Here is a 23,251-nt window from a genome sequence, read left to right on the forward strand (position 1 = left end):
TGCTTTTGCATTACTGACTTTTTACTTAAAATATTTTACTCCGGATTCAAAAATCTTAAGATCCTGCTCTCCATAAATATTAATCGCAACAGAATTACCCCTTCTTTCAGAGTGAGCCATTTTTCCGAGCACTCGACCGTCCGGACTTGTGATTCCTTCAATCGCGTGATAAGATCCATTAACATTCCATTCTTCATCCATCGTAATATGTCCTTCAGGACTACAATATTGTGTCGCCACCTGACCATTCGCAAACAACTTGTCAATCCATTCTTCACTCGCAACAAATCGTCCTTCTCCATGAGACGCAGGATTTGTATATACGCCTCCGAGTTTTGCCTCTGCAAGCCATGGAGATTTATTTGTAACCACTTTTGTATAAACCATCTTCGATATATGACGTCCTATTGTGTTATACGTCAAAGTCGGAGAATCATCGGTCTGTCCGACGATCTGTCCATATGGAACGAGTCCAAGCTTGATCAAAGCCTGAAAACCATTGCATACGCCTAATGCAAGTCCGTCGCGTTCATTTAGCAATTTATCTACCGCTTCTTTAATCTTTGCGTTTCTAAACGCTGTTGCAAAGAACTTTGCCGATCCATCAGGTTCATCTCCCGCACTAAATCCACCGGGGAACATAATAATCTGCGCTTTAGAAATCGCTTTTTCAAACTCTTCCACCGAAGAACGGATGTCTTCTGCATCTAAGTTTCTAAACACCTTCGTAATCACATTTGCACCGGCTCTCTCAAAAGCCCTCGCACTGTCATACTCACAGTTTGTACCCGGGAATACCGGAATAAACACCGTAGGCTGTCCGATCTTATGGCTGCACACATGCACGGTTGAAGCATCGTATAACTTTTCCTCTACCGGTATATCCGAACTTTCCGCTGATTTTGTTGCAAATACTTTTTCAAGCGGTTTTGTCCATGCATCCAGCGCATCATCCATACCGATCTTCACATCGCCATATGCGAACGCCTTTTCATTTGTCACTTCACCGATCAAAGTATATTCTCCCACAAGCTCTTCAAACGTGTCTGCTTTAACCTCTGCGACGATATCGCCAAATGCAGGAGCAAAAATCGCATCTTTATCCAAACTGCTTTCAAGACATACACCCATTTGATTTCCGAATGCCATTTTGCTGACTGCCGAAACAACACCATGTCTGTCAAGCGCATAAGCCGAAACAACTCTTCCATTTCTGATATCTTCTGTAAACTTGCTATACTGTTCCATAATCCGGCTATAAACAGGAAGGTCATACTCATCACGAGCCGCTTTCAGCCACACAAGCTTATTTCCTGCCTCTTTCAATTCCGGCGTAATAATTTCTTTTTCTACTGCCATATCTACAGCAAACGAAACCAAAGTCGGCGGAACATCTATATCCTGAAATGTTCCGGACATACTGTCTTTTCCTCCGATCGACGGAAGTCCGAATCCGATCTGTGCCGCATAAGCTCCAAGAAGCGCTGCAAAAGGCTGGCTCCAACGTTTTGGATCTTCTGACATTCTTCTGAAATATTCCTGAAACGTAAATCTGATCTTACTGTAATCTCCACCTGCCGCAACTATCTTGGCAACCGATTCAACAACCGCGTAAGCTGCGCCATGATACGGACTCCAACTTGAAAGATACGGGTCAAATCCATAACTCATCATAGACACACTGTCAGTTGTTCCGTTTTGCACGGGAACCTTTGCTACCATGGCCTGTGTCTCTGTCATCTGATATTTTCCACCGTGAGGCATAAAGACCGAGCCTGCGCCGATTGAACCGTCAAACATCTCAACAAGTCCTTTCTGAGAGCAGACATTCAAATCGCTTAATACATCCAGCCATTTTTCCTTCACATCACTTACTGCTGTTTTAACAAATAAACTTTCTTCTTGACGAGGTATTTCCACTTCTACCGCCGTTTCCTGATGCGCTCCATTCGTATCCAAAAACGCTCGGGAAAGATTGACAATCTCTTTTCCTCTCCATACAAGAACAAGTCTTGGCTCTTCTGTAACAACCGCTACTTCCGTCGCTTCCAGATTCTCTTCTTTCGCATAGGACATAAACTTCTCTACATCTTTTGGATCTACAACAACAGCCATTCTTTCCTGGGATTCCGAAATTGCAATTTCTGTTCCGTCGAGACCTGCATATTTCTTCGGCACTTTATCAAGTTCAACCCGGAGACCATCTGCCAGTTCGCCGATTGCCACAGACACTCCTCCCGCACCGAAATCGTTGCATTTTTTAATAAGGCAGCTTACCTCTTCACGGCGGAATAATCTTTGAATCTTACGCTCTGTAGGCGGGTTTCCTTTCTGAACTTCCGCACCGCATGTTTCGATCGACTCTTCTGTATGCACTTTAGACGAACCGGTCGCACCGCCACAGCCGTCACGTCCTGTACGTCCGCCAAGCAAAATAATAATATCTCCCGGATCAGAATTCTCCCGGATTACCGCCCTTCTCGGAGCCGCTCCCAATACCGCTCCTATTTCCATTCTTTTTGCAACATAATCAGGATGATAAATCTCTTTTACAAGACCTGTAGCCAATCCTATCTGATTTCCGTAAGAACTGTAGCCTGAAGCCGCTCCCCTAACAAGTTTTTTCTGCGGAAGCTTTCCTTTTAATGTTTCTTCTACAGATACTGTCGGATCTGCAGCTCCTGTCACTCTCATTGCCTGATATACATATGTACGACCTGACAGCGGATCTCGAATCGCACCGCCAAGACATGTAGCCGCGCCGCCAAACGGTTCGATTTCCGTCGGATGATTATGCGTTTCATTTTTAAAGTTGATCAGCCACTCTTCTTCTACGCCGTCCACTTTGATCGGAACCACAATACTGCATGCATTGATTTCATCTGATTTTTCCTGATCCTGAAGTTTTCCTTCTTTTTTCAATCTGCGCATTGCCATCAACGCCAGATCCATCAGGCAGACAAACTTGTCCTCTCTACCAGCGAAAATCTCACTATGATCTTTCAGATATGCTTTATATGTATCCTCAATCGGTTTCTTATAAAAACCTTCATTAAAAGATACTTCCTTCAACTCTGTCGAAAATGTTGTATGACGGCAATGATCGGACCAGTATGTATCAAGAACTCGGATCTCCGTCATCGTCGGATCTCTATGCTCTTCATCTTTATAATAATTGCGAATATGAAGAAAATCTTTAAAAGTCATTGCCAGCCCCAATGAACTATAAAGCTTTTCTAGTTCGTCTTCCTTCATTTCTTTGAATCCTTCAAATACGATCACATCTTCCGGATCATCAAAAACCGTCACGAGTGTTTCCGGTTTTTCTTCTCCGGCTTCTCTTGAATCAACCGGATTGATACAATGATTCTTTATCGCCGCAAATTCTTCTTCCGAAATCGTACCTTCGATCACATACGTCGTTGCCGTATGGATCACCGGTGTTTCATCCTCTTTAATAAATCTTACACACTGTTCTGCCGAATCAGCTCTTTGATCAAACTGTCCCGGAAGATACTCTACCGAAAAGCTGTGATCCGCATCAGACATATTAAATGTCTCTTTATAAAGAATATCTACAGGCGGTTCTGCAAATACCCCCTGACATGCCTTTTCAAAAGTTTCATCTGAAATATTTTCCACATCATATCGAATCAGCACACGCACTCCCGTCACATCTGTAATACCGAGATAATGGCGGATTTCATGACCCAGCTCCTTCGCAGCAACAGCAAACTCCGGCTTCTTCTCTACAAATACACGTTTCACATTACTCATATGTTGTCTCCTCCATTTTTAACTGAAAACCTCTGTTTGTATCGTACCACACTTCACATCATTAGTATAATTAATATAACTAAACTTTCTAATAAGCAATACTAATCATTTTTCTTTTTTCCTGTTTTTTCTTTTACTTTTCGACTGTTTTCTCTCCATCTCATATAAAGACTTAACAGAAAAAGTATTACAAGAATCCCGGCAAATAGGCTTCCGACTCTGAATGCCATATCATAAAAAAGACCTTCGGGAAGCATTCGGATCATAAAATCTTCCGCCGGATCAAACAGCCAAAGATCATTGTCAAAAAAGATATTATGAAACTGTACAAATACTGAATTAAAATCAATCGCCGCGGCAATTCCGATCCCTGCTGTCGGGATCAAAACAATCCCCACTGCCACCTGATATGTCTGTGGAAGGATCTTCTTAACATCCGCGCGACACATATATAGAATCAAAAGGGAGACTGCTGCCGCCACAAGCGCCGCAGTTCTCAATCGCAGCCCTCCGGCAAAAATATCTCTGACCTCTCTCATATGAAACCTATCCTGTTCATTAAAAAAATCTTGTCTTTTCCCCTCCACTTCTGTGATAACAGATAATGTTTCCTTATCTCCCCGCAAATAATCCATCATTTCACGTGTCACATACATTGCATCATCCATCGTCATATCCAATTCATCCAACACTTCATACTTTTCATATTCTTTGCGGTAAACACTCATATCCGAATACAGAACAATTTCAAAAGAAGAAATCAAAATTACAAAAATGATTAATAATGAAAAAATCACCCCCGCTGTCCACTGAATAATTTTCTTGGTTTTCCCATTCATTCTACGTCTCCCATACATCTCACTTTTTTATGAATCTCAAACAATAATCTTCCTGTCACCGCTCTACTATCCTCCAAATTTATTGTAATTTTATAAAATATATCTTATAATACCTGTAGTATTTATTAGGAGGTCTAATAGTGATCGATATTAATTATGAACTTTACAAAGTTTTTTATCACGTTGCTTCTACTTTAAACTTTTCAGAAGCATCCAAACAGCTCTATATTTCACAATCCGCAGTCAGCCAGTCTATCAAAACATTAGAGAGAAAACTAGATCAGACACTTTTTATCAGAAGTACAAAAAAAGTTCAACTGACTCCCGAAGGAGAAATTCTTATGCGGCATGTTGAACCCGCTATGAATCTGATTCAAAAAGGTGAAACCCAACTTCTCGACGCGGCATCAACCGGAGGGCAAATACGCATCGGTGCCAGCGATACTATATGCCGCTATTTCCTGATTCCTTACTTAGAGCGCTTTCATAAAGCATTTCCCGGCGCGCATATCAAAGTAATCAACCAAACGTCCATGAAATGTGCCGAGCTTCTGCGAAACGGACTTGTAGATCTTACTGTTGTAAACTTTCCGAACAATCACCTCGGAACAACAACTTCCGTTATGCGCATCAAAAAATTCAGAGACGTGTTTATCGCCGGAAATACTTTCCAAAAACTAAAAGGAGAAACTCTGACTTTCTCCCAACTGTTGAAATATCCCATCTTAATGCTGGACAAAAACAGTACGACCAACGAATTTCTTCATCAGGTATTTCAACAACATCAGCTCGATCTTGTTCCCGAAATCGAACTTACGAGCAATGATCTGCTGATCGATCTGGCACGCATAGGATTAGGCATTGCTTTTGTGCCGGACTATTGTATTTCCCCTGACAGCGAAGACGTATTCATCCTGCACACAAAAGAAGAACTTCCCGAGCGCGAACTTGCTATCGCATACAACGAACACCTTCCGCTCTCACGTGCCTCAATGGAATTTTTGAGTTACTTCCGTGATAAAACATGCTAACATTCCCAAAATTCCTGCATGTAACTCGTCAAACTTTCCGCAGTACAGTGTCGGGCATTACTCCATTCTCTGGGAAATAATTCCCGATACCTTCCTGTGGAAAACCGCTCATCGAGCAAAAGGATCAGTCCTCTGTCTTTTTCTGTCCTGATCACCCTTCCTGCAGATTGAAGCACTTTATTCATCCCCGGATAGAGATATGCATATTCAAAACCATCTGAACCGATTCCGCTAAAATACTGTTTGACAATCTCCCGTTCATTACATACTTGAGGAAGTCCTGTTCCAACAATGATCACACCGATCAACTTATCTTCCGGCAAATCTATCCCTTCAGAAAAAATTCCTCCCATCACGCAAAAACCGACAAAGCTTTCTTCCCTTATCTCATCGAACTCTTTAAGAAACACCTCTCTGTCTTCTTCACTCATAAACGGAGACTGAACAGCAGAAGAAATTTTTCCGCACTTTTCCGAAAAAACACTATGCACTTCTTCCATTACCCGATAGGACGGAAAGAACACCATATAATTTCCCTTTTTCGCATCTGCTGCACCCACAATATATGACGCAATCCGCCGGTACATCTCCGGCCCACGCTGTGTATATCTTGTACTCACATCTCTTCCGATCAAAAGCAGCCGACTGTCTTTCGGAAACGGAGAATCCGCATAGATCGCATAATCATCTGTTTCAATCGATAAAAGCTTTTTATAATAACGGACCGGAAGAAGCGTTGCCGAAAAAAAGACCGTTCCGATACCATATTCTAAATATGCCTGTAAATTCACTGCCGGATTTACACAAAAAAGCTTTACCATAAATCTGCCGTCTTGCTGATACTCACTATATATAACATAATTTTCATCCAGAATATCATGAATATTTAAAAACTCTCTTACTTTAAAATACAATTCTAAAACTTGATCCCGTTTATCCGATTCGGAAGATTTCTCAAAAAAACGTTCCATCTCCGCCAAAAGATTCATCAATTTTATCGCCAGATGAGAAACACTTTCAAGCACTCTATATTCTTCACATTCTCTCTTTAATAAAAGAAACTGTCGGTTTACTTCGTCTGCTTTTTTTGAAAGAATCGGTTCTTTAACACGCATCATTTTTTTCAATTCAAGGAAATCTTCTTTATACAACCGGGCACTGTACATTTCCCTTCCTCGTTCGACAAGATTATGCGCCTCATCTACAAGAAAAATATATTTTTTCCCTGCATTTTCAGAAAAAAAACGTTTCAAATGTGCCGTCGGATCAAACGCATAATTATAATCACATATAACTGCATCTACCCATAACGAAACATCCAATGACATTTCAAAAGGACAAACCATATATTTTTCAGACTGATTTTCAATCACGTCTCTTGTAATTTCATTGTAATTCATTATCAGATCATACACTGCGTCATTCACGCGGTCAAAATGACCTTTTGCATATGGACATGAAACAGGATTGCATTCTGTCTCCTCACATTTACATATCTTTTCTTTCGCAGTAAGCGTAATCACTTTCATCTGCAGACCTTGTTCTCCCAGTATCCGAAACGCCTGTTCCGCAACAGTTCTTGTAATTGTTTTTGCCGTCAGGTAAAAAATCTTTTCTCCCAGCCCCTCTCCTATCGCTTTTACCGACGGAAACAAAGTAGATATCGTTTTTCCGACTCCGGTCGGAGCCTGAAGAAACAGCTTCTTTTTCCGTAATATAGTACGGTAAACCGCCGCTGCCACCTCTCTTTGCCCTTCCCTGTAAGAAAACGGAAATTCAACCAATCGAATTGACGAATTCCTCTTTTCCTCCCACTTAATCTGAAATCGAGCCCATTTTTCATAACTACTGATCAATTCTTCAAACCAGCATTCCAATGCTTCATACGTATAGTGTGATAAAAATCGTCGAATCTCTTCTGTATCCAAATTGCAGTATGTCATCTGAATACCGATTTCACGCAGGCTATGCTGCTTTGCATATATATACGCATAACATTTTGCCTGAGCAAGATGGACATTCACCGGCTGTTCGATCAAACTCAAATCACGCAAAATACCTTTAATCTCATCTATAATTACTTCAGATGTATCCCCTTTTATAATAACTCCGTCTGCCCGCCCCTCAACTCTAAGATCGAATTCTCCACATGGAATCTGAAGCTTCATCGCTGTTTCCGCATGATAATCCGATCCCATCTGCCGTTGTATTTTTCTGTGAAGCCTTCCGCCCATAGCCATAACATCTTTATCTGACATTCCTATTTTTCGATTATCGATATCGCCTTCCCGCAAAACAAATTCAACTAAATCTCTCACGGAAATACGAACAATCTTCACTTCTTCTTTCAATAATATCTCTGCCCGTTCTGTCACTTCGTATTTCATCAAAATTTCGGATATTCATATAAGCACTTTCACTTCACCGCATCTTATCTGCATTTTGAAATTTTCATGATAGTTCTATCATAATCCTATTTTATCTTCCGCACAACTAAATTCCGTCATTTCCCCTCTATATCGAAAAGGAAGGTGCGCCTGCTGACATTTGGGATTCTCCCTCTCTTTGATCGAAACCGAATGAAAAAACCGCTTCCACAAAAACTCATATTTCCGTTCCTCTTCCGATATATTCTCTGCCGCTCTCTCATTAAAAAGCTCTCCCCACACAAGTCTCCATCTTTTCCTAACTCCGTGTACAAGACATACTTTATGCGTTTTATCATATATGATCCAATTTTCCAATGGAAACCTATCCTCAAAATGATCTGCAACACAAGTTAAAATCTGCGCTTTCGGAGTAATCTCCGAAAACAAAATTCCGTTTTCAAGTTCTCTGAAACGAATAAATTCTTCATATCTATGCGCTTCATTGGACACGCTCCTGCTCATAGAAAATACATCCGCAACTGCCGGACACCCTAAATGTTCCATTATCTTTTCACTCTGCCTGATTTTTCTGGCTTCCTGCAGCACTTCAAATACTACCGTTCCTTTTCTGTCATCTGTCGAAAGAAGCGCATGGTAAATCTCCCAGTAGGCATTGTATCCGAGATGATGCTTTATCATTCTTTCTAATCTCAGCGCTTTTTCTTCTGATTCTTCTACTATTCTGTACTCACAAAAAAGCTGCCGCTGTGTCCTCCCCCTCAGTTCGACACCCGCCTGCGTATCTCTGCATTCTTTCCAGGCATCATGCAAAGCTGAATAAATGCCGGTTATCGTATCTTCACATATATAGATCTGTTTCATCGCTTCCCCCAATCTGCCGGATATTCTCTTATTTTTCAAAGTAACCAAAAATCAGCAGCTCTTATTTTACCTCCTATTCTATCCCCATATCGTCAAATAACGACAACTGACGAAAGCTCATCCCATCTGCGCCTTCGGGCAGTTTTTCTTTTGTATTAAGGAGATTTCTTGTAATATAATCTTCATCCATTCGAATCGGATACATCATTTTTCCTTTACATGTAATAAAATAGAGCGCCCGCTTCAAAACAACTCCCATTTTCTTTAAATCTTCAAAATCAAGCATCCCCATCCTGCGCGCTTTCACAATGCGCGATGCTGATTTATACCCTATTCCGGGAACTCTAAGAAGCATATCATATGCCGCGTAATTTATCTCGATCGGAAATTCTTCGAGATGCCTTAACGCCCAAAAGCATTTCGGATCAAGATATGCATTAAAATTAGGATTTTCTTCATCCAAAAGTTCTCCTGCTTCAAAATGATAGTATCTGAGAAGCCAGTCAGCCTGATAAAGCCTGTGCTCTCTTAAAAGAGGAGGTCGCTGCTCTTTGACAGACGGAAGATTTTTATCTTCGTTGACCGGAATGAATGCAGAATAAAATACTCGCTTAAGATCAAATTTTTTATACAACGACTCTGCCACATGCAAAATCTGATAATCAGACTCCGGTGTAGCGCCTATGATCATCTGCGTGCTCTGTCCTGCCGGAACAAACTTAGGCACATGACGATAAGTTTGAATTTCATATTGATTTTCCGCTGACATCTGCTGTACAAAACGCATTGGTGCAAGGATATTCTTCCGCGTTTTATGCGGTGCCAAAAGACGAAGGCTTTCCGCAGTAGGAAGTTCTATATTCACACTCATCCTATCTGCAAGATACCCCGTCATCTGAATAAGACGAGAATCCGCTCCCGGAATCGCTTTCACATGAATATATCCCTGAAAATTGTGTTCATGGCGCAGCTTGTATAACACTGTATACAAAAGTTCCATTGTATAATTCGGACTTTTTAAAACCCCTGAACTTAAAAATAATCCTTCTATATAATTTCTTCTATAAAACTCCATCGTCAAAGTACATACTTCTTCCGGAGTAAAAGATGTACGTACAACATCATTTCCTGATCGGTTCACGCAATATTTACAATCATAAATACATTCATTTGTAAAGAGAATCTTCAGAAGAGAAATACACCGCCCGTCTGCCGAAAAACTATGACAAATTCCTGCTTTCCTGCAGTTTCCCATTCCTTCTCCGTCTCCCTTGCGCTCTGTGCCGCCAGATGTGCATGAAACATCGTATTTTGCCGCATCAGACAATATCTCTAGCTTTTCTCCTAAAGTCATCTCCGTCTGCATCAGTTTCAACATTTTCCGAAAACCTTCCTCTTTCTTGTTAGAACATGTGTTCTATCAAAGAGTAGCACATATGTTCTGTTTTTTCAAGAGTCTATTCTGCATCCGCCACAATAACTCAAGCAAGAAACTTTGTAACACACTATAAAATCCCCCAATTTTATCTATAACAAAAAGCTGATCCTAAACGATAAGCTTCAAACTTACCATTTAAAAATCAGCTTTTTATCTGCTCTTTATATGCAATTTATATTTGCTTTATTCGCACTCTCTGATACGCTTTCTAAGCGGGAGAACCATAGCCGGAGATACTGACAGCTCATCTAATCCCATCTTAAGGAATTCTTCTGTCAATTCAAGATCTGCTCCAAGTTCACCGCAAATACCGATCCAAGCACCTTCTGCATGGGCATTATCCGCCGCCATCTTGATCATAGCAAGTACTGCGGGGTGATGCGGATCATAAAACTTATCCAATTTTGCATTCTGACGGTCAATCGCCAATGTATACTGTGTAAGATCGTTTGTTCCCACACTGAAGAAATCCACTTCTTTCGCCAATTCACGACTGATCATAACAGATGCCGGTGTCTCAATCATAACGCCGAGTTCCACATCATCCTTAAACGGGATTCCCTCGTTTTTAAGCTCTTCTTTCACCTCTGCAATGATGGCTTTAATTTCATGAACTTCCGCAACTGAAATAATCATCGGGAACATAATAGAGATATTTCCAAACATCGCCGCACGATAAAGAGCTCTAAGCTGCGTCTTAAAGATCTCTTTTCTCGTCAAACAAATACGGATTGCTCGATATCCGAGAGCCGGATTCTCTTCTTTATCAAGTCCGAAATAATCAACCTGCTTGTCCGCACCGATATCCAGTGTACGAATGATTACTTTCTTGCCTGCCATATTTTCAGCGACTTGTTTGTACACTGCAAACTGCTGCTCTTCTGTCGGGAAATCCGAATTTTCCAAATACAGGAACTCGCTTCGGAACAAACCGATACCGCCCGCATCATTTTTCAATACTGCTCCTACGTCTGAAACATTACCGATGTTTGCATACACATTGATCTTCTGTCCGCTCTTAGTTACATTTTCTTTTCCTTTAAGCTGCTCAAGAAGCGCTTTCTGCTCCTGATCTTTCGCGCGCTTTTCTTCCATGACTTTCATTGTTTCTTCATCAGGATCAATGTATAACATTCCGGTAAATCCGTCAATCACCGCCATTTTACCGTCATATTTTGTCAACAGATCTTCTCCGAGTCCGATCACCGCCGGAATATTCATTGTACGGGCAAGAATTGCCGTATGTGAATTGGAAGATCCATACATTGTAGCAAAACCGAGAACTTTGCTCTTATCAAGCTGTACCGTCTCACTCGGAGCCAGATCATCTGCCGCGATAATACACGGCTCAGTCATCTCTTTCATACCGCCGGATACTCCGCACAAAATATCCAATACCCGCTCAGACACATCTTTTACATCCGCCGCTCTTCCCTGCATATAAGCATCGTCCATTGCAGCAAACATCTGTGCAAAATTATCTGCTGTTGTTGCAACTGCAAATTCTGCGTTCACTTCCTGTGTACGGATGATATTCTCAATAGACTCAAGATAATCAAGATCCTCAAGCATCATCTGATGGATCTCGAAAATCATCGCATTTGCCTCTCCGACATCTTCTATTGCTTTATCGTACAATTCTTTCAACTGGGATACTGCCGTATCCTTTGCATCGCAGAATCTCTTCCACTCTGCATCGACATCATCTACATGCGTTCTTTTGATCACTTTTTCATTTCTTTTATAAAACATGATCTTTCCAATAGAAACGCCGCCAAATACACTTTTTCCTTTTATTGTAATCATAATTTATAAATTCTCCCTTAATCCGATTTATAAATTTTCTTTAAAAAATGCCTCTAATTCTGCAAATGCCTTATCTTCATCGTCACCTTCTACTGTAATCGTAACTTCTTCGCCTGTTTTTACGCCAAGCCCCATCACTCCGAAGATTCTCTTTGCATCTGCTGTTTTATCACCTTTTGTAATTTTAACGGATGATGTATATCCTGCTGCCTGTTTTACAAGAATTCCTGCCGGTCTTGCGTGTATTCCCTCCGGATCTGTTACAACGTATTTAAATTCTTTCATTCTCTTAGTCCTCCTTAATGATTTCATCGTACTTTTGTTGTACTTTTTACAGTATATAACATATTCACTAATTTTTCAATCTTTCTGTCACACTTTTATCAATCATCCGTTGACTTTTGCTGTTAACCATGCTAAACTTAGCCGGTATTGAAAACTCATTTTTTAATACAGAAACATATTTATTTTTTCTTAAATGGAGGGCAACACAATGACAGGTACAGTGAAATGGTTCAATAACCAGAAAGGTTACGGATTCATCTCTGACTCAGAAGGAAACGATATTTTCGTTCACTATTCAGGACTTGTAATGGATGGATTCAAGACTCTGGAAGAGGGTCAGGCTGTAGAGTTCGAAGTAACAGAAGGCGCTAAAGGACCGCAGGCAACTAACGTAGTAAAACTTTAATCAGATTTTTTAATGTACCTTTTAATATATAAACAAACTCGATTTATTTATTATTAAAAAGCAATACAGAGAAATGAGATTAAAAAAGAGAACCGGACAGTAATCGAACTGCCCGGTTTTTCTTGTTTTTAGTTATAACACAGGAACAGTTTTAAACAGACTCTGTTCCTGTATGTTTTATACCGTTATTAGCTTTGCTCGTGCTATTTTATATTAGACACATATGCTTCTGAAGCTTCCCATACATCGAATCCGCTTCCTCTCAAAATATCTACAACCCTTGCAGGATCATCACATTTTAAAACCGCAGAGGCATCTTCTCCGTTTGCAAAAGCATACATATATTCAATATTTACATCTCCGTCTACAATCTGATGCATCGCACGGCTCAAAGACCCTGTCTCATGAGGAACTCGCAGAGCAATGACATCTGTCAGCATTGCCGTAATTCCGTTTTCTTTTAAAACCGCTTTTCCTTTGTTTGGATCCGACACGATCATACGAAGCATTCCGTATTCTGTTGTATCAGCCAAACTTAAGGCAACGATATTGACATCATTTCCCGCTAATACAGAAAGGACTTCATCCAGTCTTCCTTCTCTGTTTTCAAGAAATACCGACAGTTGTTGAATTGTAATTCCCATTCGTTCTCTCCTCCTTCTACAGATCTCTGTTGTCAATCACGCGAACAGCTTTTCCTTCACTTCTTTGAATCGACTTCGGCTCTACAAGCTTCACTTTTACAGATACGCCAAGCGCAGTCTTTAATGTAGCTGCAATCTTATTTCTGAGAGCGTCAAGTTTTCTGATTTCATCTGAAAATACAGATTCGTCTACCTCTACCATAACAGTCAGTACATCAAGATTATCTTCCCTGTCAACAATCATCATATAATGAGGCGCTACAACTCCTCCGATTGAAAGAAGCGCCGTTTCAACCTGAGTCGGGAATACATTTACACCGCGAATTACTTTCATATCGTCGGTTCTTCCTGTAAATTTAGAAATTCTCGGCAGTGTTCTTCCACAGGCACAGGTACTGTGATCAATACTTGTAAGATCTTTTGTCCGATATCTTAAAAGCGGCATTGCCTCCTTCGCAAGAGTTGTAAACACAAGTTCGCCTGTTTCTCCGTCCGCACACGGTTCATGGGTTGTCGGATTCAAAACTTCAGGATAGAAATAATCAGCCTGTACATGAAGTCCCGCTTTATGGATACAATCCTGAGCCACTCCCGGACCTGTAATTTCACAAAGTCCGTAAATATCAAAACAATTAATGTGAAGGATATCTTCAATCTTTTTCCGCATTTCTTCCGTCCACGGTTCTGCGCCGTGAATACCGACTTTCAGATTCAGCCTGTCAACAATCCCTGCTTCTTGAATGGATTCTGCAAGATACAAAGCATACGAAGGCGTACACGCAAATGCAGTGGCTCCAAGATCTTCCATACACATCATCTGACGCTTTGTATTGCCTGCAGACATCGGAATCGCCATTGCCCCGAGCGCTCTTGCTCCAAAATCCAGTCCAAGGCCTCCGGTAAACAGACCATAACCATAACAGACATGTATAATATCTTCCTCGGTAAGTCCTGCCATCGTCAGTTCTCTTGCCACACATTCCCCCCATACTTCTACATCTTTCTGCGAATAAGGAGCAATCGTCAGTTTTCCTGTTGTACCGGATGTTCCCTGCACACGGACAACATCCTTTTTCGGTATTGCCAAAAGTCCAAAAGGATAATTTTCCCTTAAATCTTCTTTTGTTGTAAACGGAAGTTTTCCGATATCTTCAATAGATTTGATGTCACCGGGCTCTATTCCCATATCCTGCATTTTTTTTCGATAAAATTCTACATTATTATATACTCTGTTTACTACCTCGACAAGCCGTCTGCTCTGAAGAGCGGCCATCTCGTCCCTGCTCATGCATTCAATCTTAGGATCACGAATCCTCTCAACCCAGTTTTCTCTTGATACTGCAGCCATTATTTCTTCTCCTTTAGTCAATTATATATCTTTTATAAATCCTCTTCCTCCACAAGCTTTACATCCGCCTGCTTCAGAACGCTCTCCGCTTTTTCAAAGTCATCAGTATGAAATACCATGACCGGGGCTTTCCCTTCTCGGATTACGAAAGAATAGATATAATTTACATTGATCTGTCCGTCTGCCAGTATTTTCAACATCTGATTCAGATTTCCCTTTTCGTCTTTTAGTTCCGCACCGATCACATCACTGACGCGATTTACAAACCCTTTTGACGTTAAACTTTCTTTTGCGCGGACCGGATCATCTACTACCAAACGCATTATGCCAAATTCCGGAGTATCAAATGTTGAAATTGCACGAATATTGACATGCGCCTCAGTAAGTACGTTTGTCACATTCATCATACTTCCCGGTTGATTTTCCACAAAAACTGATATCTGCCTGATCATTAACTATCACCGCCTTTCCTTTTAGATTCTCTGTCAATATCTGCCAATATTTTTTCACACAGATTGTTTGTTGTTACGATACATTCATTATCATATGTCTTTTTCTTTTATATGGCTTCCACCTATTTCAACGTATATCCCACATCAAAAGCTTTCTTATTTAATTCGACTGTCTTTTGGGGAACCGTTTTCTCTATCACTTCATACCACTGCTCTTTTGTAAAATCCATATGCTGTGCCGCTACGCCGAGGACGATCAGGTTAAACACTTTCGGATTTCCCAGTTTCTTTGATTCTTCTGTTGCATCTACTTTATAGACTTTATATTCTTTTTCCAAATCTTCTAAAATATTTTCCGGATACCGGGCTGCTCCGATCACGACAGGCATCGGATCGATTCGCCAGTCATTTACGATCAACACTCCGTCTTTCTTCAAGAAGTGCGCATAGCGAAGCGCCTCAAGCCGCTCAAATGCAATAATTACATCTGCCTGCCCTTCTTCCACAATCGGTTCCGCCACTTTTTCTCCGTATCGAACAAATGTAACGACGCTTCCGCCTCTCTGTGCCATTCCGTGAACTTCCGATAATTTCACATCATATCCGCCCGCGATCGTAAGACCTCCGAGAATGCGGCTTGTGAGCAAAGTTCCCTGTCCGCCCACACCGACGATCATAATATTTTTCACAGCCATCCCTTACTCACCTTCCTTTATAAGCTCGATTGCATCAAATTTGCACAAATCTTTACACAAACCGCATCCTGTACACATTGTATCGTCAATATGAATCGTTCCGTCCGGGTTTTTCGTCATTGCCGGACATCCCGGCTTCATGCACATTCCACATTTTTTGCACTTATCGGCATGTGCAATATAAAGCGGCTTTTTCCTCTTATCAAGAAGTACACACGGAGTTTTTGTAATAATGACCGATACTTCGTCTCTTGCCACCTCTTCTTTGATCGTTTTTTCAAGCAGCAAAAGATCAAAAGCATTGATCTCATAAACATTTTTCACGCCCACTGCACGACACAAAGCCGGAATATCAATCGCATATGTCGGATCGCCCTGCAAAGTTTTCCCTGTAGCCGCATGGTCCTGATGTCCTGTCATTCCTGTTGTCGAATTATCAAGGATCAGTACTGTTCCTGTCGCATGATTATATACCATATTCATCAATGAATTGATGCCTGTATGCAAAAAGGTGGAATCGCCGATTACGGCAACCCAATTTTTTATGTATTCTTTTCCTTTTGCTTTCTCCATTCCATGAAGCGTCGAAATGCTTGATCCCATACACATCGTCGTATCGATTACGCTCAAAGGCGCAACCGCTCCAAGCGTATAACATCCGATGTCGCCGGCAGCATGCATTTTCAGCTTATTCAATACATGGAAAACACTTCTATGCGGACATCCCGGACAAAGAATCGGCGGTCTTCCCGGAGCTTCTGCCGGTTTTTTCAGATCCGGATTTTCTTTCAGTATCGCTTTGCGAAGCATATTGGCACTGTACTCGCCCTGCACTGTAAAAATTTCTTTTCCTACAGCCGGAATTCCCCATGAACGAACTTGTTCTTCAATTACCGGGTCAAGTTCTTCTACGATATACAGCGTCTCGACTTTTGATGCAAACTCTTCGATCAATTTTTTCGGAAGAGGATTCACAAGTCCAAGTTTAAGAACAGATGCATCTGGAAGCGCTTCTTTTACATATTGATAAGGGATACCGCTTGTAATAACTCCTATCTTTGTATCATTCATCTCCATCTTATTCAGCGAAAGTGTATTCGCTGCTTCTGCCAGTTCAAGATTGCGTTTTTCAATTTCGACATGACGAAGTTTCGCATTTCCCGGCATCATGACATTTTTCGGAATATTTTTCTCATACGGTTTATCTTCGACCTGCGCACGATCACACAACTCTACAATTCCCTGCGAATGTGCAAGTCTTGTTGTTGTCCTGAAAATAAAGGGTCTGTCAAACTGTTCACTCAATTCAAACGCCGTCTTAAAAAAATCTTTTGCCTCCGCACTGTCCGACGGTTCAATCACCGGAATCTGAGCGGCTCTTGCAACCATCCTCGTATCCTGTTCGTTCTGAGAACTGTAAAGTCCCGGATCATCTGCAACAACAAGAACAAGTCCTCCGTTTACTCCCATATAAGAAACCGAATACAGCGGATCTGCCGCCACATTCAAACCGACATGCTTCATGCATGCCATAGAACGTACTCCGGCAAGACTTGCTCCGACCGCCACTTCTGTCGCCACTTTTTCATTCGGCGCCCACTCTTCATACACATCATCTTTATATTGTACAAGGTATTCACTTATCTCGGTACTCGGAGTTCCCGGATAAGCAGACGATACCTTTACCCCTGCTTCGTATGCTCCTCTCGCAATCGCCTCATTGCCGAGCATGATCACTTTCTCTGCCATATCAAAGTCCATCCTTTCGTAAATCTGTTACTCTCTTTGCCTTACCCTCAAACCGTCTTAAAGAGTTCGGCGCCACAAGCCTGATACAGGTTGCAAGTCCAAGCTGCGATTTCAATGCTGACTTAATCCTCGTCTCAAGTTCACTTAATTTTGCATAGCTGTCAAGAAGTCTGTCATCGATCAGCTCTACCGTAATCGTCATTACATCCAGACGGTTCTTTCTCTCTACAAGTATCTCATAATGCGGTCCGATCTCATCAATCTTTAAGAGCACTTCTTCAATCTGTGTCGGGAATACATTAACTCCTCGGATAACAAGCATATCATCTGCACGACCGGAAAGATTTTCCATTCTGCAGGTTGTTCTTCCGCATTTACACGGCTCATACATCAGTCTTGTCATATCTCCGGTTCGGTATCTTACGATCGGAAGCGCCTCTTTTCCAAGACAGGTAACAACAAGTTCTCCTCTTTCTCCCGGCGGAAGAACTTCCTCTGTTTCAGGATCAATAATTTCAGGAATAAACCAGTCTTCATTAATATGCATTCCACAAAGCTGTGTACATTCTCCCGAAACACCCGGTCCGCAAAGTTCACTCATACCATAATTTTGTGTACAGACAAACTGTTCTCCCCAAACACGGTGCATCTCTTCCCGCATCGGCTCTGTCATGCCTTCTCCTCCGAACAGTCCGATTCTTATCTTTAAATCTTTTGATGGATCGATCCCTCTTCTGCGAAGTTCCTCTCCAAGATGGAGCGCATAAGACGGGGTAGCCACAAGAAGTGTCACACCCATATCCTGTAAAAACATAATCTGTTTGTTTGTATTTCCTGAAGACATCGGAATCACAGATGCTCCGATCTTCTCAAGACCTCCGTGAAGTCCGAGCGCTCCCGTAAATGTTCCGTATCCAAACGCGATCTGTGCCACATCTTCTTCCGTCGCGCCTCCCATGCATGCAATTCTCGCAACATTATTCAGCCAGATATCCAGATCGTTTCTTGTATATCCGACAACGGTCGGCTTTCCCGTCGTACCCGAACTTGCATGATAACGAACGATTTCCTTTTTATCAACCGCAAACAACCCATCCGGATAATGATCCCGAAAATCAGCTTTATATGTAAACGGCAGTTTTTTTAAATCTTCCAACGTCTGTATATCTTCCGGACGTACACCTGCCATATCCATTTTCTCGCGGTAAGGTTTCACTCTGTCATAAATATATCGAACCGTATCCTTCAGCTTTGTAAGCTGTATCCGTTCGATCTCTTCTCTTGGCAGAGTCTCTTCCTTTGCCCATATCATCGCGCATATCCTCCTTTATAATATGTTGTGCCATCGCTTATCGGCAATCTGCTTTTCAGCTTTCTTTTTTACTGATGTCTATTAGTATAGCACAATACTTTTGCGAATTAAAGCTTTAAATCAAGAAAAATTCCTCTTTACCCGGAGGACCTGATCCTGTCGGGCAAAGAGGAACTCTATTGTTTCTATTCTTTTTATCATTAAATCAAATTTAACAAAGAGGATATTTCTCTGTAAGTTCTGCTGCCAGTTTTCTTGCAGTCTCTACATTTTCTTCACTCTCGATCACCATTGCAATGATCTCGGCGATCTTATCCATATCGTCCTCTTTCATTCCCCGAGTTGTAACTGCCGGAGTTCCGAGTCTTACTCCGCTTGTCACGAACGGAGAACGAGGATCGTTCGGTATTGTATTTTTATTACATGTAATATGTGCATCGTCAAGCCGTTTTTCCAGCTCTTTTCCGCTTACGTCATTTCCGGTAAGATCTACGAGCATAAGATGATTGTCTGTATCTCCTGAAACGATCTTCACGCCGCGTTTTTTCAAACCTTCACAGAGCGCTTTTGCATTTTTTACAACCTGCATCTGATATTCTTTAAATTCCGGCTCAAGAGCTTCTTTAAAGCAGACTGCCTTTGCCGCGATTACATGCATAAGCGGTCCTCCCTGAGTTCCCGGGAAAATTGCTTTATTAAAATTAAACTTCTCGTTCACTTCATTACTTGAAAGGATCATTCCGCCTCTTGGACCTCTTAATGTTTTATGGGTCGTTGTCGTTGTCACATGTGCATACGGAATCGGACTTGGATGGAGACCTGCTGCCACAAGTCCTGCAATATGAGCCATATCTACCATGAGATACGAGCCGACTTCATCTGCGATTTCACGGAAACGTTTGAAATCGATCGTTCTTGCATAAGCGCTTGCGCCCGCAATGATCATCTTCGGTTTACATTCTTTTGCAATTTCCAAAACCTTATCATAATCGATCACTCCGTCATCATTGACTCCGTAAGGAACGACATGAAAATATTTTCCCGACAGATTGACCGGTGATCCATGAGTCAAATGTCCGCCGTGATCAAGGTTCATTCCCATGATCGTATCGCCCGGTGTCAGCATCGCAAACTGAACTGCCATATTAGCCTGCGCTCCTGAATGAGGCTGTACATTTACATACTCACAGCCAAACAGTTTTTTTGCGCGTTCTCTTGCCAGTTCTTCGGCAACATCCACACACTGACAGCCTCCGTAATATCTCTTGCCCGGATATCCTTCTGCATATTTATTTGTAAGCGGACTTCCCATCGCTGCCATCACTGCTTTGCTCACCCAGTTCTCAGAAGCGATCAATTCAATATGGGAGTTCTGTCTCTTCATTTCCGCTGTGATCACTTCCGCAATCTCCGGATCTGCATTTTTGATTTCATCGAAGTCGTACATCGTCATTATCCTCCATCTCATCTGAAATTTGAAATTTCATAAATTTACACTTTACTATGACAAAGCGTTAGAGTTATTATAGCATAGCGGATGTATCCCGTCTACGTCTTTCTAAAGACAGAAAATAGGAAAGGAAGAAATATTAACGATATGGGAGAACAAATTTTAATTGCAGAAGATGACGCAGATATCAACAATCTGCTTGCAAAAATATTACGCACCGAGCATTTTAAGCCGATACAGGCATTTTCCGGAACAGAAGCAAAACTGCTCTTTATGCACAACACGCCGGACTTAATCTTACTGGATCTTATGCTTCCGGGATTATCCGGCGAAGAACTTCTATCCGAACTTCGGGAAAATCTTTCTTCTGACGTACCAGTCATCATATTGTCTGCAAAAATTGCCCTGGCAGACAAAGTGTCACTTTTAAAAATGGGTGCCGATGATTATATTACAAAGCCGTTTGAACCTGAAGAAGTCATAGCAAGAATCCAGGCTGCTTTACGGCGTACTGCAACATCAAAAAAACTGTCTTGCCTAAATTTAGAGTTATATCCGGATTCTAGAAAAGTTACTGTTCACGGAATCGAACTTTCTCTGACCGCCCACGAATATGACTTACTCTATCTTTTCATAAAAAATCCAGAGAAGGTCTATTCCCGCGAAATGCTGTACGATCTCGTCTGGCACGGAGGCTATTATGGGGAAAACAATACTGTCAATGTACATGTAAGCAATCTCCGAAAAAAAATAAAAGAAGCCGATCCTGAAAACGAATATATCCGTACTGTATACGGAATTGGATTCAAACTTGTTCTTCATTCAAATAAAACAAAATTTGAAGCAGTGATTTAGCATTTAATAACTGAACTGATTCAAAAATTATAGATTTAAACTTTGATAAACCTAATCAGTACGATTTTATAAGTTCTTTAAAAGTTCTTTATGACTTATTAAAACAGATTCAGATATAATTGGCATCGTAACAGCTTTTATTCAAAAACCTGCTGCATAAAATAAAATCCATACGGAGTGAACAGATATGAACAGATATGTCATAGAGACAAAACAAATCACAAAAACATACAATCCGCGTTCTCCCTTTATCGCACTGGATCATGTGGATCTTCATGTAAGCGAAGGCTGCATTTACGGACTGATCGGAGATAATGGCGCGGGAAAAAGCACATTACTCAAATTACTTGCCGGACACATCTTTCCAACAAACGGAGAACTATGCCTTTTTGGCGAAACAGAAGAAAAAGCACTTTGCAATATACGCAAAAATATCGGCTGCCTGATCGAATATCCATGCTTTGTTCCAGGCATGACTGTTGAGCAAACTCTGCATTATTATGCCATTCAAAAGGGAGTTCCAGACAACAAAAAAATCGGCGAAGCAATTCAACTGACCGGTCTATCCGAAAAGCAACATGCAAAATGTAAAACGCTTTCGCTCGGGCAAAAACAACGGCTCGGACTTGCAGTTGCCCTGCTGGGTGAACCGCAGATTCTCATTTTGGACGAACCGATCAACGGACTTGATCCGAGCGGTATTGTCGAATTTCGCAGTATCCTTCAACAATTAAATGAACAGAAAAACATCACGATCCTTTTATCAAGCCATATTTTATCAGAATTACAACACCTTGCCACAGTTTACGGCTTCCTAAATAAAGGAATCTTACTTGAAGAGATCAGTTCTGAAGCTTTACACGCAAAATGCGCCAACTGTATCGAACTGACTGTTTCTGATGCTGAAAAATATACCGTTCTGCTCGAAAAAATCTTTCCTGAAGAAAACTATAAAGTGCTTCCGGGAAATACGATTCGCATTTATAAACCGCATGAGACAGCCGAAAGCTTCAGCAGACTTGCCGCAAAAAATGATGTTTACATTACAAAAATGCAGACACTCCAGACATCATTGGAAGATTATTATATGGAACTGAAGAAAAGAGGTGCTGTAAAATGTTGAATTTTATTAAAAGTGAGTACTACCGTATGATCCATACAACCGGAATCCGTGTCTTCTTCGGAATTCTCTCTGTTTTGACCATTTTACTGATATCAGGTATTTCGATTGTTGAAACACAGTACCATACAACCTCTTTTTCTTATTCCATCCTTGTATCGAGTCCTATGTTTTTCACGTTGATGGGAATGCTGACCGCTTCGGTTCTCTATGAAGACAGCAAAAGAAACGGGATTATAAAAAATTCGATAGCAAACGGAATTCCCAGAGGAAAGGTGTTCTTCAGCCAATGTATCGTCAGTATCACCACTGCTACTGTCATTATGACGATTGTTCTCACCCTCTGGATTTTCATGACCGAACTGTTTCTTGATAAAACCGGTCCGGTTCATATGACCGATCTGCTAATGGAAATTCCGGCTATTTATTTGATTGCCGTATCCAGTATTGTTTTAACAATCGTACTTTGCCTGTGTTTTCAAAACGGCGCATTCATATTTTTTACATGGCTTTTTGTCTTTTTCATTTTTCCGACAATTTTACTTAAATTCGGAATAGCAGTTTCAGCCCATTTTAAAACAGATTTTATCTACAACATCGCCATGTGGATGCCATCGAACTTTTTTCAGATCAACACCGCAAACGTCAATATGAGTTCATGCATTACCGCATGGGATACAACCGGCGGTATGCTGCGCTGCATAATTGCAGGAATTTCAGGAATTATTATTTTCATGGCAATCGGATTCAGGCACATCCGAAAAGCAGACTTATAAACATAAATATGGAGGGA

General features: G+C 41.2%; 19 protein-coding genes. 5 read left to right on the top strand and 14 right to left on the bottom strand.

Annotated features, from left to right (window positions below; translation table 11 throughout):
• Window positions 1-21: 21 nt before the first annotated feature.
• Both ACH9UM_RS05320 and ACH9UM_RS05325 read right to left on the bottom strand, forming a co-directional pair.
• On the bottom strand, window positions 22-3,777 hold the full coding sequence (locus ACH9UM_RS05320) for a phosphoribosylformylglycinamidine synthase (protein ID WP_009242205.1): 3,756 nt from the start codon (window positions 3,775-3,777) through the stop codon (window positions 22-24).
• Between the two features lie 101 nt (window positions 3,778-3,878).
• Entirely contained in the window at window positions 3,879-4,616 is a 738-nt protein-coding gene (locus tag ACH9UM_RS05325; protein ID WP_004845829.1) for a TIGR01906 family membrane protein, read from the bottom strand.
• A gap of 140 nt (window positions 4,617-4,756) precedes the next feature.
• On the opposite strand from ACH9UM_RS05325, the gene ACH9UM_RS05330 reads away from it, so the two are divergent.
• On the top strand, window positions 4,757-5,647 hold the full coding sequence (locus ACH9UM_RS05330; RefSeq protein WP_009242207.1) for a LysR family transcriptional regulator: 891 nt from the start codon (window positions 4,757-4,759) through the stop codon (window positions 5,645-5,647).
• Here the strand turns inward: ACH9UM_RS05330 and ACH9UM_RS05335 are convergent.
• The 5 genes from ACH9UM_RS05335 to ACH9UM_RS05355 all read right to left on the bottom strand — a co-directional run bounded on the left by ACH9UM_RS05335 (window position 5,644) and on the right by ACH9UM_RS05355 (window position 12,427).
• Window positions 5,644-8,034: an ATP-dependent DNA helicase gene (locus ACH9UM_RS05335; protein ID WP_004845827.1), complete on the bottom strand. Its 2,391-nt coding sequence runs from the start codon at window positions 8,032-8,034 to the stop codon at window positions 5,644-5,646. The two genes, ACH9UM_RS05330 and ACH9UM_RS05335, sit on opposite strands and share 4 nt — an antisense overlap.
• 78 nt (window positions 8,035-8,112) lie before the next feature.
• Entirely contained in the window at window positions 8,113-8,898 is a 786-nt protein-coding gene (locus tag ACH9UM_RS05340) for a TIGR03915 family putative DNA repair protein (protein ID WP_004845826.1), read from the bottom strand.
• A 73-nt stretch (window positions 8,899-8,971) separates the two neighbouring features.
• Entirely contained in the window at window positions 8,972-10,276 is a 1,305-nt protein-coding gene (locus tag ACH9UM_RS05345; protein ID WP_004845825.1) for a putative DNA modification/repair radical SAM protein, read from the bottom strand.
• 243 nt (window positions 10,277-10,519) lie between these two features.
• Window positions 10,520-12,142: a phosphoenolpyruvate--protein phosphotransferase gene (gene ptsP, locus ACH9UM_RS05350; protein ID WP_009242209.1), complete on the bottom strand. Its 1,623-nt coding sequence runs from the start codon at window positions 12,140-12,142 to the stop codon at window positions 10,520-10,522.
• Between the two features lie 27 nt (window positions 12,143-12,169).
• A complete protein-coding gene (locus ACH9UM_RS05355; RefSeq protein WP_009242210.1) occupies window positions 12,170-12,427 on the bottom strand; it encodes an HPr family phosphocarrier protein in 258 nt (85 codons plus the stop codon).
• A 208-nt stretch (window positions 12,428-12,635) separates the two neighbouring features.
• Between ACH9UM_RS05355 and ACH9UM_RS05360 the strand changes: the two genes are divergently transcribed.
• The gene (locus ACH9UM_RS05360; RefSeq protein WP_009242211.1) at window positions 12,636-12,833 is read left to right on the top strand and encodes a cold-shock protein; all 198 of its coding nucleotides are present in this window, start codon (window positions 12,636-12,638) and stop codon (window positions 12,831-12,833) included.
• Window positions 12,834-13,036: 203 nt separating this feature from the next.
• On the opposite strand, the gene ACH9UM_RS05365 is transcribed toward ACH9UM_RS05360, so the two are convergent.
• From ACH9UM_RS05365 to glyA, 7 genes are all read right to left on the bottom strand, one after another.
• Window positions 13,037-13,477 (bottom strand): hypothetical protein, encoded by a 441-nt coding sequence (locus ACH9UM_RS05365; RefSeq protein WP_004845821.1) that lies wholly within the window; start codon window positions 13,475-13,477, stop codon window positions 13,037-13,039.
• 16 nt (window positions 13,478-13,493) lie between these two features.
• The gene (locus ACH9UM_RS05370) at window positions 13,494-14,825 is read right to left on the bottom strand and encodes a phenylacetate--CoA ligase family protein (protein ID WP_004845820.1); all 1,332 of its coding nucleotides are present in this window, start codon (window positions 14,823-14,825) and stop codon (window positions 13,494-13,496) included.
• A gap of 32 nt (window positions 14,826-14,857) precedes the next feature.
• Window positions 14,858-15,277 carry an ACT domain-containing protein gene (locus tag ACH9UM_RS05375; protein WP_004845819.1) on the bottom strand — a complete coding sequence of 140 codons (420 nt, stop codon included), beginning with the start codon at window positions 15,275-15,277 and terminating at the stop codon, window positions 14,858-14,860.
• Window positions 15,278-15,399: 122 nt separating this feature from the next.
• Window positions 15,400-15,972, bottom strand: coding sequence for an indolepyruvate oxidoreductase subunit beta (locus tag ACH9UM_RS05380; protein WP_004845818.1), 573 nt, complete (start codon window positions 15,970-15,972; stop codon window positions 15,400-15,402).
• Between the two features lie 3 nt (window positions 15,973-15,975).
• Window positions 15,976-17,721, bottom strand: a complete 1,746-nt coding sequence (gene iorA / locus ACH9UM_RS05385) for an indolepyruvate ferredoxin oxidoreductase subunit alpha (RefSeq protein WP_009242212.1) — start codon at window positions 17,719-17,721, stop codon at window positions 15,976-15,978.
• Window position 17,722: 1 nt separating this feature from the next.
• Window positions 17,723-19,033, bottom strand: a complete 1,311-nt coding sequence (locus ACH9UM_RS05390; RefSeq protein WP_004845816.1) for a phenylacetate--CoA ligase family protein — start codon at window positions 19,031-19,033, stop codon at window positions 17,723-17,725.
• Between the two features lie 211 nt (window positions 19,034-19,244).
• A complete protein-coding gene (gene glyA, locus ACH9UM_RS05395) occupies window positions 19,245-20,480 on the bottom strand; it encodes a serine hydroxymethyltransferase (protein ID WP_009242213.1) in 1,236 nt (411 codons plus the stop codon).
• 150 nt (window positions 20,481-20,630) lie between these two features.
• Between glyA and ACH9UM_RS05400 the strand changes: the two genes are divergently transcribed.
• The 3 genes from ACH9UM_RS05400 (at window position 20,631) to ACH9UM_RS05410 (ending at window position 23,234) form a co-directional block, all read left to right on the top strand.
• Window positions 20,631-21,338, top strand: a complete 708-nt coding sequence (locus tag ACH9UM_RS05400) for a response regulator transcription factor (RefSeq protein ID WP_004845814.1) — start codon at window positions 20,631-20,633, stop codon at window positions 21,336-21,338.
• A 187-nt stretch (window positions 21,339-21,525) separates the two neighbouring features.
• Window positions 21,526-22,461: an ABC transporter ATP-binding protein gene (locus ACH9UM_RS05405; RefSeq protein WP_004845813.1), complete on the top strand. Its 936-nt coding sequence runs from the start codon at window positions 21,526-21,528 to the stop codon at window positions 22,459-22,461.
• Window positions 22,455-23,234, top strand: a complete 780-nt coding sequence (locus ACH9UM_RS05410; RefSeq protein ID WP_004845811.1) for an ABC transporter permease — start codon at window positions 22,455-22,457, stop codon at window positions 23,232-23,234. Before ACH9UM_RS05405 ends, ACH9UM_RS05410 begins: the two co-directional genes overlap by 7 nt.
• The last annotated feature ends 17 nt before the right edge of the window (window positions 23,235-23,251 follow it).

Origin of the sequence: Mediterraneibacter torques (assembly GCF_044591705.1) — a bacterium.
Taxonomy (GTDB): Bacteria; Bacillota; Clostridia; order Lachnospirales; family Lachnospiraceae; genus Mediterraneibacter; species Mediterraneibacter torques.

Excerpts from the sequence above, each read along its gene's own strand:
- ACH9UM_RS05320 (WP_009242205.1), bottom strand. The coding sequence starts at position 3,777 with ATGAGTAATGTGAAACGTGTATTTGTAGAGAAGAAGCCGGAGTTTGCT.
- ACH9UM_RS05325 (WP_004845829.1), bottom strand. The coding sequence starts at position 4,616 with ATGAATGGGAAAACCAAGAAAATTATTCAGTGGACAGCGGGGGTGATT.
- ACH9UM_RS05335 (WP_004845827.1), bottom strand. The coding sequence starts at position 8,034 with ATGAAATACGAAGTGACAGAACGGGCAGAGATATTATTGAAAGAAGAA.
- ACH9UM_RS05340 (WP_004845826.1), bottom strand. The coding sequence starts at position 8,898 with ATGAAACAGATCTATATATGTGAAGATACGATAACCGGCATTTATTCA.
- ACH9UM_RS05345 (WP_004845825.1), bottom strand. The coding sequence starts at position 10,276 with ATGTTGAAACTGATGCAGACGGAGATGACTTTAGGAGAAAAGCTAGAG.
- ptsP (WP_009242209.1), bottom strand. The coding sequence starts at position 12,142 with ATGATTACAATAAAAGGAAAAAGTGTATTTGGCGGCGTTTCTATTGGA.
- ACH9UM_RS05355 (WP_009242210.1), bottom strand. The coding sequence starts at position 12,427 with ATGAAAGAATTTAAATACGTTGTAACAGATCCGGAGGGAATACACGCA.
- ACH9UM_RS05360 (WP_009242211.1), top strand. The coding sequence starts at position 12,636 with ATGACAGGTACAGTGAAATGGTTCAATAACCAGAAAGGTTACGGATTC.
- ACH9UM_RS05365 (WP_004845821.1), bottom strand. The coding sequence starts at position 13,477 with ATGGGAATTACAATTCAACAACTGTCGGTATTTCTTGAAAACAGAGAA.
- ACH9UM_RS05370 (WP_004845820.1), bottom strand. The coding sequence starts at position 14,825 with ATGGCTGCAGTATCAAGAGAAAACTGGGTTGAGAGGATTCGTGATCCT.
- ACH9UM_RS05375 (WP_004845819.1), bottom strand. The coding sequence starts at position 15,277 with ATGATCAGGCAGATATCAGTTTTTGTGGAAAATCAACCGGGAAGTATG.
- ACH9UM_RS05380 (WP_004845818.1), bottom strand. The coding sequence starts at position 15,972 with ATGGCTGTGAAAAATATTATGATCGTCGGTGTGGGCGGACAGGGAACT.
- iorA (WP_009242212.1), bottom strand. The coding sequence starts at position 17,721 with ATGGCAGAGAAAGTGATCATGCTCGGCAATGAGGCGATTGCGAGAGGA.
- ACH9UM_RS05390 (WP_004845816.1), bottom strand. The coding sequence starts at position 19,033 with ATGATATGGGCAAAGGAAGAGACTCTGCCAAGAGAAGAGATCGAACGG.
- glyA (WP_009242213.1), bottom strand. The coding sequence starts at position 20,480 with ATGTACGACTTCGATGAAATCAAAAATGCAGATCCGGAGATTGCGGAA.
- ACH9UM_RS05400 (WP_004845814.1), top strand. The coding sequence starts at position 20,631 with ATGGGAGAACAAATTTTAATTGCAGAAGATGACGCAGATATCAACAAT.
- ACH9UM_RS05405 (WP_004845813.1), top strand. The coding sequence starts at position 21,526 with ATGAACAGATATGTCATAGAGACAAAACAAATCACAAAAACATACAAT.
- ACH9UM_RS05410 (WP_004845811.1), top strand. The coding sequence starts at position 22,455 with ATGTTGAATTTTATTAAAAGTGAGTACTACCGTATGATCCATACAACC.